The organism is Pseudomonas sp. PWP3-1b2 (assembly GCF_049896045.1).
Classification (GTDB): Bacteria; Pseudomonadota; Gammaproteobacteria; order Pseudomonadales; family Pseudomonadaceae; genus Aquipseudomonas; species Aquipseudomonas antarctica_B.
This window is the reverse complement of record NZ_JAFCTN010000002.1, coordinates 154,351-169,375: the sequence shown is the minus strand read 5'-3', so window position 1 is coordinate 169,375 and position 15,025 is coordinate 154,351. Positions and strand designations below refer to the sequence as shown.

Genomic DNA, 15,025 nt, shown 5'->3' with positions numbered 1-15,025 from the left:
CTGCAAGGCGGCCCACTTTTTAACAAGGTGTAGTTGCGATGAAACGTGTAGGTCTGATCGGTTGGCGCGGTATGGTCGGTTCCGTGCTCATGCAGCGGATGCTGGAAGAGCAGGATTTCGATCTTATTGAGCCGGTGTTCTTCACCACGTCGAACGTGGGTGGCCAAGGGCCTTCCGTGGGCAAGGATATCTCTGCGCTCAAGGACGCCTACAGCATTGAAGAGCTGAAAACCCTCGACGTGATTTTGACCTGTCAGGGTGGCGACTACACCAGCGAAGTGTTCCCCAAGCTGCGTGAAGCCGGCTGGCAGGGTTACTGGATCGACGCCGCGTCGAGCCTGCGCATGCAGGATGACGCGGTCATCGTTCTCGACCCGGTCAACCGCAAGGTTATCGATCAGCAGCTGGATGCCGGTACCAAAAACTACATCGGTGGCAACTGCACCGTCAGCCTGATGCTGATGGGCCTGGGCGGCTTGTTCGAAGCCGGCCTGGTTGAGTGGATGAGCGCCATGACGTATCAGGCAGCCTCCGGCGCCGGCGCGCAGAACATGCGTGAACTGATCAAGCAGATGGGCGCTACCCATGCAGCCGTTGCTGATCAACTGGCGGACCCTGCCAGCGCGATTCTGGATATCGACCGTCGTGTGGCTGAGGCCATGCGCAGCGAGGCGTATCCGACCGAGAACTTTGGTGTGCCATTGGCGGGTAGCTTGATTCCGTGGATCGACAAGGAACTGCCGAACGGCCAGAGCCGTGAAGAGTGGAAAGCGCAGGCTGAGACCAACAAGATTCTGGGTCGCTTCAAGAGCCCGATTCCGGTGGATGGCATTTGCGTGCGCATCGGCGCCATGCGCTGCCACAGCCAGGCACTGACCATCAAACTGAACAAGGATGTGCCGATCGCCGATATCGAAGGGTTGATCAGCCAGCACAACCCTTGGGTTAAGTTGGTGCCGAACAACCGTGATATCAGCATGCAGGAGCTGAGCCCCACCAAGGTGACAGGGACCTTGAATGTGCCGGTCGGGCGTTTGCGCAAGTTGAATATGGGCAGCCAGTTCCTGGGTGCGTTCACCGTGGGTGATCAGTTGTTGTGGGGCGCTGCAGAGCCTCTGCGTCGTATGCTGCGGATTTTGCTGGAGCGTTGATTGTTTAGGGCTGTAAGAAAAACCCGCGACTGGTAACAGACGCGGGTTTTTTATTGCCTTTGAGTCTCTCATCGCAGGCAAGCCAGCTCCCACACTTGAATGTGTTTGCACATTCAAAATGTGGGAACTGGCTTGCCTGCGATAGGGCCATCAGCCCCACCACAAAAAACTGGGCCAATTGCCTCCCCCCCCAGCCACCCGGTAAAGTGCCGCTCCCCCCGCTATGCCCGAGGCAACTCCCATGACCCAGACCTTTGACATCGCCGTAATCGGCGCCACCGGCACTGTCGGCGAGACCCTGGTGCAGATCCTCGAAGAGCTGAGTTTCCCGGTAGGCACTCTTTACCTGCTGGCCGGCAGCAACTCGGCTGGCGCATCGGTGCCGTTTCGTGGCAAGAACGTGCGGGTCAAGGAAGTCGATGAATTCGACTTCAAAAAGGCGCAGTTAGCCTTCTTTGCCGCCGGCCCTGCGGTCACCCTGAGCTTTGCCCCGCGTGCTATCGCCGCCGGCTGCTCGGTGATCGATCTGTCCGGCGCCTTGCCCGCCGATCAGGCGCCTCAAGTGGTCCCGGAAGCCAACGCCCATATCCTCAAAGGCTTGAAAAAGCCCTTCCAGCTCGGCAGCCCGAGCCCGTCGGCGACCAACCTGGCGGTAGTCCTTGCGCCATTGCGCGGTTTGCTGGACATCCAGCGCGTCAGTGTGACCGCCAACCTGGCCGTATCGGCCCAGGGCCGTGAAGCGGTCAGCGAATTGGCGCGTCAGACCGCCGAGCTGCTCAATGTGCGCCCGCTGGAGCCGAAGTTCTTTGATCGGCAGATGGCCTTCAACCTGTTGGCACAAGTCGGCACCCCGGATGCTCAAGGTCATACAGCCCTGGAGAAACGTCTCGTACACGAACTGCGTGCCGTGCTGGAAACTCCATTGCTGAAGATTTCCGCAACCTGCGTTCAAGCCCCGGTGTTTTTTGGCGATAGCTTGACTGTGTCGTTGCAATTGGGCGCGCCGGTTGATTTGGCTGCGGTGAACCGCTTACTCGACGCGGCGCCAGGTATCGAGTGGGTGGAAGAGGGCGATTACCCTACTGCCGTGGGCGATGCGGTCGGTCAGGACGTGGTGTATGTAGGACGTGTCCGAGCGGGGGTGGACGACCCGGCGGAACTAAATCTGTGGCTGACGTCAGATAACGTACGCAAAGGCGCCGCGCTGAACGCCGTTCAGTTGGCTCAGTTGTTGATAAAAGACCTTACGTAAAAGATACTTGGCGTCAATTTGTAGATTGATTCTAACCAAGCGCTATGCTTGGGCCCAAGCAGGAACAGTTGCGCGTCGGTGACCTATCGGCTCGCCATGCCTTATGGCAGCGGTTACCAACCTTCTCGCAAGCCGGGGAGTGTTCAGACAAAGGATGAGGCTATGGTTCAAGTTCGCAAACTGGTGTTAGCAATAGCGGCCGCCTCGGCGCTGTCCTCCGGTATGGCGCAGGCGCTGCAGCTGGGGGAGATGACCCTCAAGTCGACGTTGAACCAGCCCTTGTCGGTGGAAATCGAATTGCTCGATGTCGGTGGCCTCACGGCTGCCGAGATCACCCCGAGCCTGGCCTCGGCCCAGGCGTTTGTGGATGCGGGCGTGGACCGCCAGGCATTTCTCAATGACCTGACGTTTACCCCGGTGGTTAACCCCAATGGTCGCAGTGTGGTGCGTGTCACCTCCAGCAAGCCGTTGCCCGACTCCTACGTACGCTTCCTGCTGCAGGTGCAATGGCCCAATGGCCGCCTGATGCGTGATTACAGCGTGTTGCTCGACCCGGCCAAGTTCGAACAGCCGGCGCCGACCGCCAACGCGCCCGCCGCCGCGCCGCGTTTGAGCGCGCCTGGCAACACCGCCCCTACCGTAAGCAAAAACACCGCCCCTGCCGTAAGCAAATCTGCCCGTCACACCACGACTTCGCGCGACACCTTGTGGGAAATCGCCGCGAAGAACCGCAACGGTGGTTCGGTCCAGCAGACCATGCTGGCCATCCAGGCGCTTAACCCGGACGCGTTTATCGACGGCAACATCAACCGCCTGAAAACCGGCCAGGTGCTGCGCCTGCCGGATCGCGTGCAGGCAACGAGCCTGCCGCAGCCTCAGGCGATTGCTGAGGTGGCCGCGCAAAATGCGGCCTGGCGTGAAGGCCGTCGTACGGCCGGCAACCAAGCGCAGGGCAAGCCACAACTGGACGCTACCAAACGCACCGAGGCGGGGGACGCGCCGTCGAGCACCGCTGCCAAGGACAACTTGAGCCTGGTTTCGGCGGAGTCCTCCAAGAAAGGCGCAAAGGGCAAGGCCGCGGATGATCGGGCGCTGAGCGACAAGCTGGCGATGACCCAGGAACAACTGGACACCACTCGCCGCGACAACGAAGAGCTGAAAAGCCGTGCGGCGGACCTGCAAAGCCAGTTGGACAAGCTGCAAAAGTTGATTCAGCTGAAAAACGATCAACTGGCCCGTTTGCAGGCTGAAAAAGGTGATCCGGCCGCCCAGGCGACTGCGGCCATGCCTGCCCAATTGGCCGGTGAGCCCGCCGCCACTGCTCCCGAGGAGCCAGCAGCGACGCCTGCTGCCGTAGCGCCAGTACCAGCGCCCGAGCCGATCAAGCCGGATGCCGCGCCTGCCAGCACTGAAGGCAAGTTCAATGACCTGCTGACCAACCCGATCGTGCTTGGCGTGATCGGCGGTGCAGCCGGCTTGATTGTGTTGTTGCTCCTGTTGCTGTGGGCGCGCCATCGCAATGCCCGCCTTGAAGAGGAGAAACACCTGCGGATGGCGCGAGCCCTGGCGGAGGAGCCCGTGTTCACCTCAAGCGTGGATCACGACCTGCCAGCGGACAGCTTCGAAGGTTTGGAAGTCCCGCCACCTAACGTCAAGATGGCCGCAGCGCCGGTAGCCGCTCCGGTGGTCGAGCCGGTAGTTGTGCCGACCGTGGCTTCCGTCCTCGCGCCCCTGGCCGTTGCAGTCGCTCCGCAAAACTCCAGCGATGCGCTGGCACAAGCTCAATCGCATATCGACCGTGGTCATCTGAACCAGGCTGCGGATGTTCTTCAACAAGCGATCAAGCACGAGCCCAAGCGCAGCGATCTGCGTTTGAAATTGCTGGAAGTGTACGGCCTGCAAGGCGATAAGGACGGCTTCGTCGCCCAGGAGCGTCAACTGGTGGCCAATGGTCAAAACCATGCCCAGGTTGAGCAGCTCAAGAGCCGCTTCCCGGCCATGGCCGTGATGGCCGCTGGTGTGAGTGCCGCCGTCGCTGCGGCAGCCCTGGACGCTCAGTACGTCAGGGACCTGCTGGAGGATAAGCCTGCTGCACCGGCTGCGGAGCCCGACGCATTCGACACTGATTTCGACTTGAGCCTGGACGACCTGGAAGCGGCCTCGCCTGCCGTGGTTCGCCCGGAAGATGAACTGAGCTTTGAGTCGGTGCTGCAACAGCAGACCGACGCCAAGGCCAGCCCGGACGATTTGTCTGATTTCGACCTGGACTTGCAGCTGGAAGCGCCGGCTTCTACGCAGTCCGATGACGACTTCCTCTCGGGCCTTGAAGACCAGATGAAGGACGTGCCTGCGGTTGAGCCGCCGACGTTGACGCCTGCCGCACTAGACGACTTCGACCTGCCGGAAGACTTCGACCTGTCCCTGGCCGACGAGCCTGCGGCTGCGGCCGCTGCAAAGCCGGATGGCTTCGCGTCGGAGCTGAATGACGTCAATGCCGAGCTGGATCGGTTGTCCCAGAGCCTGGAACATCCGCCTATCGAGCCGTCCTTCACCGCAGAAGATGCAGCGCTGGGGGATGATGAGCCGGAATTCGATTTCCTCTCCGGCACCGACGAGGTCGCCACCAAGCTGGATTTGGCTCAGGCGTACATCGACATGGGTGATACCGACGGTGCGCGCGACATCCTTTCCGAGGTGCTGACCGAAGGCAATGACGGCCAGCGCGGTGAAGCCAAGGAAATGCTGGGTAAAATCTGAAGGTTGATGCAAGTCCAGTGTGGGGCAGTGCCAGGCACGTCAACAAAAGCGCCCCTCGTGCGGCTGTCGCCTTTATAATGGCCGCCTTTGCGCAACTCATCAGGCTCTCAGTTCTTGGCAAATATAGATAACGCGGCCGCCGAAATGGCGGCCGCAGGCTTTTACCGCATCGCCCTCGGCGTGGAATACAAAGGCTCGCGCTATCGCGGCTGGCAACGCCAGGCCTCTGGCGTGTTGACGGTGCAGGAAACCTTGGAAAAGGCCCTGTCGAAAGTCGCCGATTCGCCGGTGTCCTTGATGTGTGCCGGGCGCACCGACGCTGGCGTACACGCCTGTGGCCAAGTGGTGCACTTTGATACCCAGGCCGAACGCACCATGAAAGCGTGGGTGATGGGCGCCAATATCAATCTGCCCCATGACGTCAGCGTCAGTTGGGCCAAGGTCATGCCTGCGCATTTTCATGCGCGCTTCAAGGCCATCGCCCGGCGTTACCGCTATGTGATCTACAACGATCAGATTCGCCCGGCGCACCTCAACGAAGAAATCACCTGGAACCACCGCCCGCTGGATGCCGAGCGCATGGCCGAGGCTGCGCAGCATCTGGTCGGGGTGCATGATTTCAGCGCCTTCCGCGCCGGCCAGTGCCAGGCCAAATCGCCGATCAAGGAAGTCCATCATCTGCGCGTGACCCGTCACGGCAAGATGATCGTGCTGGATATCCGTGCCGGGGCGTTCCTGCACCACATGGTGCGCAACATTGCCGGCGTGTTGATGACCATCGGCACGGGCGAGCGCCCGGTGGAGTGGGCCAGGGAAGTGCTGGAAAGTCGTGTGCGCCGCACTGGCGGTGTGACCGCGCATCCGTTTGGCCTGTACCTGGTGGATGTGGAGTACCGCGACGAGTTCGAGCTGCCGCAACGTTTCATCGGGCCACACTTCCTCACAGGTTTCAGCGAACTTGGCGGCTGACGCCCGGAATAGCTTTTGTTACCATCCGGGACTTTCCCGGTCAAACCCTGAGGTTTCCACGACATGCCAGCCGTTCGCAGCAAGATTTGCGGGATTACCCGCATAGAAGACGCGCTGGCGGCAGTCGAGGCGGGGGCGGATGCCATTGGTTTGGTGTTTTACGCCAAAAGCCCCCGTGCGGTGAATGTGTTGCAGGCACGCGCGATCATCGCCGCGCTGCCGCCGTTCGTGACCACCGTGGGCTTGTTCGTCAACGCCAGCCGCTGCGAACTGAACGAAACCCTGGATGCGGTACCGCTGGACCTGCTGCAGTTTCACGGCGACGAGAGCCCCGACGAATGCGAAAGCTACGGGCGCCCATACATCAAGGCGCTGCGCGTCAAGGCCGGGGATGACATTGCCGCCGCGTGTGCTGCCTACGCCGGCGCTCGCGGGGTTCTGTTGGACACCTATGTTGAAGGCGTACCCGGCGGTACCGGCGAAGCGTTTGACTGGTCGCTGATTCCCGAAGGCCTGAGCACGCCGATTATCCTGGCTGGCGGGCTTAATTCGGGCAATGTCGGCGCGGCGATCGAGCAGGTTCGGCCCTACGCCGTGGACGTCAGCGGCGGGGTAGAGCAGAGCAAGGGCATCAAGGATCACAGCAAGATTCGCGCATTCATGCACGCCGTGCGCAACAGCAGTGGCGGGATGTGACGGCTGGCAGTCTGCCGCCGTCCATAACTACCACTGTGTAAAACAGCCCGGCGCCGCCTGTGGGTGGGCCGGAAATGAAGTGGCAACCCTGCGCTGGCAGGTTGTCTGGAAGGCTGAGGACGCAGGCGGGAATTGGCAGGTCGAACGTCTGACCCCGTCCCGCAAGCATCATCGCCACATATGAATTTAGCTCAAGGGCATACGCGGGGCTGTGTTCAAGCCACCGGTACTGGAGAAAGAAAGCATGAGCAACTGGTTAGTAGACAAACTGATCCCTTCGATCATGCGTTCCGAGGTAAAGAAAAGCTCGGTTCCTGAAGGTCTGTGGCACAAGTGCCCTTCCTGCGACGCGGTGCTGTACCGCCCGGAGCTGGAAAAGACCCTGGACGTTTGCCCCAAGTGCAACCATCACATGCGTATCGGCGCCCGCGCGCGTATCGACATCTTCCTGGATGCCGATGGCCGTGCCGAGCTGGGTGCTGACCTGGAGCCGGTTGACCGTCTCAAGTTCCGCGATGGCAAGAAGTACAAGGACCGCCTGACCGCTGCGCAGAAGCAGACCGGTGAGAAAGACGCGCTGATTTCCGTCAGCGGCAAGCTGCTGGGCATGCCAGTGGTGGTGTCGGCCTTTGAGTTCTCGTTCATGGGCGGCTCCATGGGGGCCATCGTTGGTGAGCGTTTTGTTCGCGCTGCCAATTACGCCCTGGAAAACCGTTGCCCGATGATCTGCTTCGCCGCCTCCGGTGGTGCGCGGATGCAGGAAGCCCTGATTTCCCTGATGCAAATGGCCAAGACCTCTGCGGTATTGGCGCGTCTGCGCGAAGAAGGCATTCCGTTCATCTCTGTTTTGACCGACCCGGTTTACGGCGGCGTTTCCGCCAGCCTGGCAATGCTGGGTGACGTGATCGTCGGCGAGCCAAAGGCGCTGATCGGTTTCGCCGGCCCACGCGTTATCGAACAGACCGTGCGTGAAAAGCTGCCGGAAGGCTTCCAGCGCAGCGAGTTCCTGCTGGAACACGGCGCGATCGACCTGATCATCCCGCGCGGTGAGCTGCGCCCACGCCTGGGTAACCTGTTGGCGCAAATGATGGGCCTGCCGAGTCCGGTATACGTCGCGCCTAAAATCGAGCCAATCGTTGTTCCGCCGGTGCCTGCAAACCTATGACCCAACGTACCCTGGGCGAATGGCTCGCCTACCTTGAGCAGTTGCATCCGTCCGCCATCGACATGGGCCTGGAGCGCTCGCAACAGGTAGCGGCCCGCCTTGGGTTGGGCCGTCCGGCACCGCGTGTGATCACGGTGACCGGCACCAACGGCAAAGGCTCGACCTGCGCCTTCGTCGCGGCGCTGCTGCAAGCCCAAGGGCTTAAAGTGGGCGTGTACAACTCTCCGCACCTGCTGCGTTACAACGAGCGGGTGCAGCTCAATGGCGTTCAAGCCACTGACGAGCAGCTCTGCGAAGCCTTCGCCGCACTCGACGTGGGGCGCGGCGAGATTTCCCTGACTTACTTTGAAATGGGCACCCTGGCGGCTTTCTGGCTGTTCGAGCGTGCGCAGTTGGATGTGGTGGTTCTGGAAGTCGGCCTGGGTGGGCGCCTGGACACGGTCAACGTGGTCGATGCCGACCTTGCGCTGATCACCAGCATCGGCGTCGATCATGCTGAATACCTCGGCAACACCCGCGAATCCGTGGCGTATGAAAAAGCCGGAATCTTCCGCCAGGGCAAGCCTGCGTTGTGTGGTGATACTGATCCGCCCCATACCTTGCTCGACAAGGTGCGCGAGCTGGACTGCCCGTTCTACCTGCGCGGTCGCGAATTCAACCTGGAGATTGGCAGTCAGCATTGGCAATGGCGCGGGCGCGATGTGCGCGGGAACGTCGTCCAATTGCGTGATTTGCCCCTGCTGAACCTGCCGATGGAAAACGCGGCGCTGGCGTTGCAAGCCTATTTGCTGCTGGACCTGCCATGGAATGCCGAGCAGATTGCCGCGACATTGCTGGCGACCCGTATTGTTGGGCGTTTGGACCGTCGTGCATTCGAGTGGGAGGGCAAGCGCCTGAACCTGCTCATGGATGTAGGGCACAACCCGCATGCTGCCGAATACCTGGCGCAACGCCTCTCGCGTACGCCGCCGACGGGCCGCCGCCTGGCGGTGTTCGGGCTGTTGGCCGACAAAGACCTGGGCGGTGTAGTTGCGCCCTTGCTTGGCGATGTCCAGTCCTGGGCAGTAGCGCCGCTGGATACGCCGCGCAGCCGCCCGGCCGTTGAGTTGGAAGTGGCCTTGCAGAACCTTGGCGCGCCGGTGGCGTCGTATGCAAGCGTTACTGCCGCCCTTGAGGCGCAATGCGCGCAAGCGACGCCCGAGGACGAGATACTGTTGTTCGGGTCATTTTATTGTGTTGCCGAGGCGCTTGAGTGGTTGGCCCGGCGCTCCACGGAGGAAGCTGCAGATGGCATTACTGGATAGCGCATACAAGCAGCGAATGGTCGGAGCCCTGGTGTTGGTGGCGTTGGCAGTGATTTTTTTGCCGATGCTGTTTTCCCGTCAGGACGAACAGCGTCAAGTGGTGGTAGAAGCCCCGGCTGCGCCACAGGCACCTGTCATGCCGCAGGTTCAGGTTGAGCCAGTAGTGGTGCCCGAGCCGCAAGCCCTGCCACAGGAGCCAGTACCGTCTGACGTGGAGGTCGCCCAGCAACAGGCGCCCACGATGCCGGTGCAGCCGAGCGTGCCAGTGGTCAAGCCGGCGCCAGCGCCAGCACCGGTTGTCGCTGCCAAACCTGCCGCGCCAGCGCCTGCACCCAAGCCCGTAGCGCCGCAGCCTGCCGCACCGGGCAAACCGGACGTGGGCCAGAGCCGCATTGATCCGAATGGTCTGCCGATCAGTTGGTCGATCCAGTTGGCCAGCCTGGCCAACCGTGAAAGCGCCGATGCGTTGCAGAAGAAGCTGCGCGCCCAAGGTTATAACGCCTATATCCGCAGTGCTGATGGCAAGAACCGTGTGTTTATCGGGCCGCTGATCGAGCGTGCCGAGGCGGATCGCCTGCGTGACCTGTTGGGTCGCCAGCAGAACCTGAATGGGTTTGTGGTGCGGTTTCAGCCGGAACGCGGTTGAGTTACTGCCGGTTCAGTCTGGCAATACGGTCTGAATGTGGGAGCCGGGCTTGCCCGCGATGAAGGCGCCGAGATGTGACAGTCACGCCACGGTGAAGCTATCGCAGGCAAGCCAGCTCCCACATTGGTTATGGGTTGGTCTTAAGATAGCCAACCCATTGATTTGCAAAGCACCCGCAATCACAGCTTACCGATAGCCCGGCGCTCTGCTAAAATGCGCCGCCTCATCTGTCCGTAGGCTGCACTGTGCCATTTACCTGGGTTGACTGGGCGATCGTTGCAATCGTCGCCATCTCCGCTTTGATCAGTCTAAGCCGCGGCTTCGTAAAAGAAGCACTGTCGTTGCTGACCTGGATCATCGCAGGAGTCGTCGCCTGGATGTTCGGTGGTTCACTGTCGGTTTACCTGGCCGGGTACATCGAAACACCTTCGGCTCGCGTCATCGCGGGCTGCGCCATCATGTTCATCGCCACGCTGCTGGTGGGAGCAATGGTCAATTATCTTATTGGCGAGTTGATACGTGTCACCGGCCTCTCCGGGACCGATCGATTTCTCGGCATGGCCTTCGGCGCCGCGCGTGGCGCGTTGCTGGTGGTTGTGGCGGTCGGGCTGTTGAGCCTGGGGCCAGTACAGCAGGATTCGTGGTGGCAAGAGTCGGTACTCGTGCCAAAATTTCTATTGGTTGCAGATTGGTCCAAAAACCTCATTTTGGGGTGGAGCAGTCAGTGGCTGGCCAGCGGAATCAGCATACCCGCTGATCTTCCGTTCAAGGAACACCTCTTACCGGCCAAAACGCCTCAGTAAGTTGGGTTCAGTCAAGATTCATTAAGTAGGGGTTGCGTCGCATGTGTGGCATCGTCGGTATCGTCGGTAAGTCGAACGTGAATCAGGCGCTGTATGACGCGCTAACCGTCCTCCAGCACCGCGGCCAGGACGCTGCCGGTATCGTAACCAGCCATGACGGCCGGTTATTCCTGCGCAAGGACAATGGTCTGGTGCGTGACGTGTTTCATCAACGTCACATGCAACGCCTCGTCGGGCACATGGGCATTGGCCATGTGCGTTACCCGACTGCCGGTAGCTCGACCTCGGCCGAAGCTCAGCCGTTCTACGTCAACTCGCCTTACGGCATCACCCTGGCGCACAACGGTAACCTGACCAACGTTGAACAGCTGGCCAAGGAGATTTACGAATCTGACCTGCGCCACGTCAACACCAACTCCGATTCGGAAGTGTTGCTCAACGTGTTCGCCCACGAGCTGGCCCAGCGCGGCAAGCTGCAACCGACCGAAGAAGACGTGTTCGCCGCCGTGACTGACGTGCACAACCGTTGCGTCGGCGGTTATGCCGTGGTGGCGATGATCACCGGTTATGGCATCGTCGGTTTCCGCGACCCCCATGGCATCCGCCCGATCGTGTTTGGCCAGCGTCACACCGACGAAGGCGTCGAGTACATGATCGCGTCCGAAAGCGTGTCCCTGGACGTGTTGGGCTTCACTCTGATTCGCGACCTCGCGCCGGGCGAAGCGGTGTACATCACCGAAGACGGCAAGCTGCACACCCGTCAATGCGCTGTAGCACCGAAGCTCACCCCGTGCATCTTCGAACACGTCTACCTGGCGCGTCCGGATTCGATCATCGACGGTGTTTCGGTCTATAAAGCACGCCTGCGCATGGGCGAGAAGCTCGCCGACAAGATCCTGCGCGAGCGTCCAGAACACGACATCGACGTGGTGATCCCGATTCCGGACACCAGCCGTACCGCCGCGCTGGAACTGGCCAACCACCTGGGCGTCAAGTTCCGCGAAGGCTTCGTGAAAAACCGTTACATCGGTCGTACCTTTATCATGCCGGGCCAGGCAGCGCGCAAGAAGTCGGTGCGCCAGAAGCTCAACGCCATTGAGCTGGAGTTTCGCGGCAAGAACGTGATGCTGGTGGATGACTCCATCGTGCGTGGCACCACCTGCAAGCAGATCATCCAGATGGCCCGCGAAGCCGGCGCGAAGAACGTGTACTTCTGTTCCGCAGCCCCAGCCGTGCGTTACCCGAACGTGTACGGTATCGACATGCCGAGCGCCCACGAGCTGATCGCGCATAACCGTTCGACCCAGGACGTGGCTGACCTGATCGGCGCGGACTGGCTGATCTATCAGGACCTGCCGGACCTGATCGAAGCGGTCGGCGGTGGCAAGATCAAGATCGAGCAGTTCGACTGCGCCGTGTTCGACGGCAAGTACGTGACCGGTGATGTCGACGAGGCCTACCTGAACAAGATCGAGCAGGCGCGTAATGACTCGTCGAAGATCAAGACCCAGGCGGTCAGCGCGATCATTGACCTGTATAACAACTGAGTAAACACCGGCCCTGAGGGGCCGGTTTTGTATCTTAAATAAAGCGTTGAGAGAGGAGTCGCAGCATGAGTCAGGAATGGGATGCCGGTCGGCTGGACAGCGACCTCGATGGCGTAGCTTTCGATACCCTGGCTGTGCGCGCCGGCCACCACCGCACCCCGGAAGGTGAGCACGGTGAGCCGATGTTCTTCACCTCCAGCTACGTGTTCCGTACCGCCGCTGACGCCGCTGCGCGTTTTGCCGGTGAAGTGCCGGGCAACGTGTATTCGCGCTACACCAACCCGACCGTGCGTGCGTTTGAAGAGCGTATCGCGGCCCTGGAAGGCGCTGAGCAGGCGGTCGCCACGGCCACCGGCATGGCGGCGATTCTGGCGGTGGTAATGAGCCTGTGCAGCGCTGGCGACCACGTGCTGGTGTCGCGCAGCGTGTTCGGTTCGACCATCAGCCTGTTCGAGAAGTATTTCAAGCGCTTCGGTATTGAAGTGGATTACGTGCCGCTGGCGGATCTTTCCGGCTGGGACGCGGCGATCAAGTCCAACACCAAGCTGCTGTTCGTCGAGTCGCCGTCCAACCCGCTCGCCGAGTTGGTGGATATCGCCGCGCTGTCGGAAGTCGCTCACGCGAAAGGCGCGATGCTGATCGTCGACAACTGCTTCTGCACGCCTGCGTTGCAGCAACCGTTGAAGCTGGGCGCGGACATTGTGGTGCACTCGGCCACAAAATTCATCGACGGCCAGGGCCGTTGCATGGGCGGCGTGGTTGCCGGTCGTAGTGAGCAAATGAAAGAAGTTGTCGGCTTCCTGCGCACCGCCGGCCCGACCTTGAGCCCGTTCAACGCGTGGATCTTCCTCAAAGGCCTGGAAACCCTCAGCCTGCGAATGAAGGCCCATTGCGCCAATGCTCAGGCCCTGGCCGAGTGGCTGGAGCAGCAGGACGGCATCGAGAAGGTGCATTACGCAGGCCTGAAGAGCCACCCGCAGCACGCGTTGGCCCAGCGCCAGCAGCGTGGCTTCGGTGCAGTGGTGAGCTTTGAAGTGAAGGGCGGCAAAGACGGCGCCTGGCGCTTTATCGATGCGACGCGCCTGATTTCGATCACCGCCAACCTGGGTGACAGCAAGACCACCATTACCCACCCGAGCACGACGTCTCATGGGCGCCTGGCGCCGCAGGAGCGTGAAGCCGCCGGCATCCGTGACAGCCTGATCCGCATCGCGGTGGGCCTGGAAGATGTCGCCGATTTGCAAGCTGACCTGGCTCGCGGGCTGGCGGCCTTGTGATCGAGTGGTCCATGGAGACGGCGCCGGCCGGTAACGGTCGCGTGGCGCTGGTGACCGGTGCGGCGCGGGGTATCGGCCTGGGGATCGCCGCGTGGCTGATCAGCGAAGGCTGGCAGGTGGTGTTGACCGACCTGGACCGCGAGCGCGGTTCCAAGGTGTCCAAGGTGCTGGGCGAAAATGCATGGTTTATCACCATGGACGTGGCCGACGAGAAGCAGGTGGCCCAAGGTGTCGCTGAAGTGCTTGGGCAATTTGGTCGGCTGGATGCGTTGGTGTGCAATGCAGCGGTGGCTGACCCGCGCAATATCACCCTGGAAAGCCTGGACCTGGCGTACTGGAACCGCGTGTTGGCGGTGAACCTCGGTGGGCCGATGCTGCTCGCCAAACACTGTGCGCCGTACCTACGCGCTCACGGTGGCGCGATTGTGAATCTGGCGTCGACCCGGGCGCATCAGTCGGAACCCGACACGGAGGCTTATGCCGCGAGCAAGGGCGGCCTGCTGGCGCTGACGCACGCTCTGGCGATGAGCCTGGGGCCAGAGGTGCGGGTCAATGCTGTCAGCCCTGGCTGGATCGATGCGCGGGATCCGGCAGCGCGTCGCGCAGCGCCGTTGACCGACGCCGATCACGCCCAGCATCCAGCGGGGAGGGTGGGGACGGTTGAAGATGTGGCGGCGATGGTGGCGTGGTTGCTGTCGCGTCAGGCGGGGTTTGTTACCGGGCAAGAGTTCGTGGTGGACGGCGGCATGAGCAAGAAGATGATTTACAGCGAGTAGGGCCGGTAGCGGTCTTGAAGCAATTTTGCCTTTTTCAGAAAAACTTCAAGCAGGCTATTGACTTAGGTCCGCTACCTGCGTAAATTTCGCGGCCTCAACGAAGCAAAGGGTGATTAGCTCAGCTGGGAGAGCATCTGCCTTACAAGCAGAGGGTCGGCGGTTCGATCCCGTCATCACCCACCACTTCTTGAGAGTTTTGCCTTCGGGCAAGACGCAACGTTAAAGGTTGCACCGACGCGCAGCGGTAGTTCAGTCGGTTAGAATACCGGCCTGTCACGCCGGGGGTCGCGGGTTCGAGTCCCGTCCGCTGCGCCATATTTTCCAGGTCTGATGTGTCAGGCTTGAGATTGAACAGCCAAGGCTGAACAATCAGATGTTTAAAGACGGTTGAGGGTTTACGCTCAGCCGGTCAAGCGATACGCAGCGGTAGTTCAGTCGGTTAGAATACCGGCCTGTCACGCCGGGGGTCGCGGGTTCGAGTCCCGTCCGCTGCGCCATATTTTCCAGGTCTGATGTGTCAGGCTTGAGATTGAACAGCCAAGGCTGAACAATCAGATGTTTAAAGACGGTTGAGGGTTTACGCTCAGCCGGTCAAGCGATACGCAGCGGTAGTTCAGTCGGTTAGAATACCGGCCTGTCACGCCGGGGGTCGCGGGTTCGAGTCCCGTCCGCTGCGCCATAT

The 15,025-nt window shown here is 61.1% G+C and carries 12 protein-coding genes and 4 tRNA genes; all 16 read left to right on the top strand.

All coding sequences use genetic code 11. The annotated features are described in order from the left end of the window. Positions 1–38: 38 nt before the first annotated feature. The 16 genes from asd (at position 39) to ACP7A2_RS01910 (ending at position 15,022) form a co-directional block, all read left to right on the top strand. Positions 39–1,151 (top strand): aspartate-semialdehyde dehydrogenase, encoded by a 1,113-nt coding sequence (gene asd, locus ACP7A2_RS01985; RefSeq protein WP_375067442.1) that lies wholly within the window; start codon positions 39–41, stop codon positions 1,149–1,151. Positions 1,152–1,392: 241 nt separating this feature from the next. Continuing rightward, positions 1,393–2,403, top strand: coding sequence for an aspartate-semialdehyde dehydrogenase (locus ACP7A2_RS01980; RefSeq protein WP_426132858.1), 1,011 nt, complete (start codon positions 1,393–1,395; stop codon positions 2,401–2,403). A 162-nt stretch (positions 2,404–2,565) separates the two neighbouring features. After that, complete coding sequence (locus ACP7A2_RS01975) at positions 2,566–5,160, top strand: FimV/HubP family polar landmark protein (protein ID WP_426132857.1); 2,595 nt, start codon at positions 2,566–2,568, stop codon at positions 5,158–5,160. Positions 5,161–5,304: 144 nt separating this feature from the next. Continuing rightward, positions 5,305–6,129, top strand: coding sequence for a tRNA pseudouridine(38-40) synthase TruA (gene truA, locus ACP7A2_RS01970; protein ID WP_053128844.1), 825 nt, complete (start codon positions 5,305–5,307; stop codon positions 6,127–6,129). A gap of 63 nt (positions 6,130–6,192) precedes the next feature. After that, complete coding sequence (locus tag ACP7A2_RS01965; protein WP_426132856.1) at positions 6,193–6,825, top strand: phosphoribosylanthranilate isomerase; 633 nt, start codon at positions 6,193–6,195, stop codon at positions 6,823–6,825. Between the two features lie 244 nt (positions 6,826–7,069). Further along, a complete protein-coding gene (gene accD / locus ACP7A2_RS01960; RefSeq protein WP_426132855.1) occupies positions 7,070–7,990 on the top strand; it encodes an acetyl-CoA carboxylase, carboxyltransferase subunit beta in 921 nt (306 codons plus the stop codon). Then, the gene (gene folC / locus ACP7A2_RS01955; protein ID WP_426132854.1) at positions 7,987–9,294 is read left to right on the top strand and encodes a bifunctional tetrahydrofolate synthase/dihydrofolate synthase; all 1,308 of its coding nucleotides are present in this window, start codon (positions 7,987–7,989) and stop codon (positions 9,292–9,294) included. Before accD ends, folC begins: the two co-directional genes overlap by 4 nt. Further along, positions 9,278–9,940: an SPOR domain-containing protein gene (locus ACP7A2_RS01950; protein ID WP_375067451.1), complete on the top strand. Its 663-nt coding sequence runs from the start codon at positions 9,278–9,280 to the stop codon at positions 9,938–9,940. The genes folC and ACP7A2_RS01950 overlap by 17 nt, the downstream gene beginning before the upstream one ends. A 245-nt stretch (positions 9,941–10,185) precedes the next feature. Continuing rightward, positions 10,186–10,743, top strand: coding sequence for a CvpA family protein (locus ACP7A2_RS01945; RefSeq protein WP_348061300.1), 558 nt, complete (start codon positions 10,186–10,188; stop codon positions 10,741–10,743). A gap of 41 nt (positions 10,744–10,784) precedes the next feature. After that, positions 10,785–12,290 carry an amidophosphoribosyltransferase gene (gene purF / locus ACP7A2_RS01940; RefSeq protein ID WP_348061302.1) on the top strand — a complete coding sequence of 502 codons (1,506 nt, stop codon included), beginning with the start codon at positions 10,785–10,787 and terminating at the stop codon, positions 12,288–12,290. Between the two features lie 65 nt (positions 12,291–12,355). Continuing rightward, entirely contained in the window at positions 12,356–13,567 is a 1,212-nt protein-coding gene (locus tag ACP7A2_RS01935) for an O-succinylhomoserine sulfhydrylase (protein ID WP_426132853.1), read from the top strand. Positions 13,568–13,578: 11 nt separating this feature from the next. Then, positions 13,579–14,343, top strand: a complete 765-nt coding sequence (locus ACP7A2_RS01930; protein WP_426132942.1) for an SDR family oxidoreductase — start codon at positions 13,579–13,581, stop codon at positions 14,341–14,343. Positions 14,344–14,450: 107 nt separating this feature from the next. Further along, positions 14,451–14,526, top strand: a tRNA-Val gene (locus ACP7A2_RS01925). A gap of 55 nt (positions 14,527–14,581) precedes the next feature. Then, positions 14,582–14,658: transfer RNA gene (locus tag ACP7A2_RS01920), tRNA-Asp, on the top strand. Positions 14,659–14,763: 105 nt separating this feature from the next. Further along, positions 14,764–14,840: transfer RNA gene (locus ACP7A2_RS01915), tRNA-Asp, on the top strand. A 105-nt stretch (positions 14,841–14,945) separates the two neighbouring features. Continuing rightward, positions 14,946–15,022 (top strand) — tRNA-Asp (locus ACP7A2_RS01910). The last annotated feature ends 3 nt before the right edge of the window (positions 15,023–15,025 follow it).

What these genes read in the sequence shown, in the direction of transcription:
- asd (WP_375067442.1), top strand. Translation starts at nt 39, where the DNA reads ATGAAACGTGTAGGTCTGATCGGTTGGCGCGGTATGGTCGGTTCCGTG.
- ACP7A2_RS01980 (WP_426132858.1), top strand. Translation starts at nt 1,393, where the DNA reads ATGACCCAGACCTTTGACATCGCCGTAATCGGCGCCACCGGCACTGTC.
- ACP7A2_RS01975 (WP_426132857.1), top strand. Translation starts at nt 2,566, where the DNA reads ATGGTTCAAGTTCGCAAACTGGTGTTAGCAATAGCGGCCGCCTCGGCG.
- truA (WP_053128844.1), top strand. Translation starts at nt 5,305, where the DNA reads ATGGCGGCCGCAGGCTTTTACCGCATCGCCCTCGGCGTGGAATACAAA.
- ACP7A2_RS01965 (WP_426132856.1), top strand. Translation starts at nt 6,193, where the DNA reads ATGCCAGCCGTTCGCAGCAAGATTTGCGGGATTACCCGCATAGAAGAC.
- accD (WP_426132855.1), top strand. Translation starts at nt 7,070, where the DNA reads ATGAGCAACTGGTTAGTAGACAAACTGATCCCTTCGATCATGCGTTCC.
- folC (WP_426132854.1), top strand. Translation starts at nt 7,987, where the DNA reads ATGACCCAACGTACCCTGGGCGAATGGCTCGCCTACCTTGAGCAGTTG.
- ACP7A2_RS01950 (WP_375067451.1), top strand. Translation starts at nt 9,278, where the DNA reads ATGGCATTACTGGATAGCGCATACAAGCAGCGAATGGTCGGAGCCCTG.
- purF (WP_348061302.1), top strand. Translation starts at nt 10,785, where the DNA reads ATGTGTGGCATCGTCGGTATCGTCGGTAAGTCGAACGTGAATCAGGCG.
- ACP7A2_RS01935 (WP_426132853.1), top strand. Translation starts at nt 12,356, where the DNA reads ATGAGTCAGGAATGGGATGCCGGTCGGCTGGACAGCGACCTCGATGGC.
- ACP7A2_RS01930 (WP_426132942.1), top strand. Translation starts at nt 13,579, where the DNA reads ATGGAGACGGCGCCGGCCGGTAACGGTCGCGTGGCGCTGGTGACCGGT.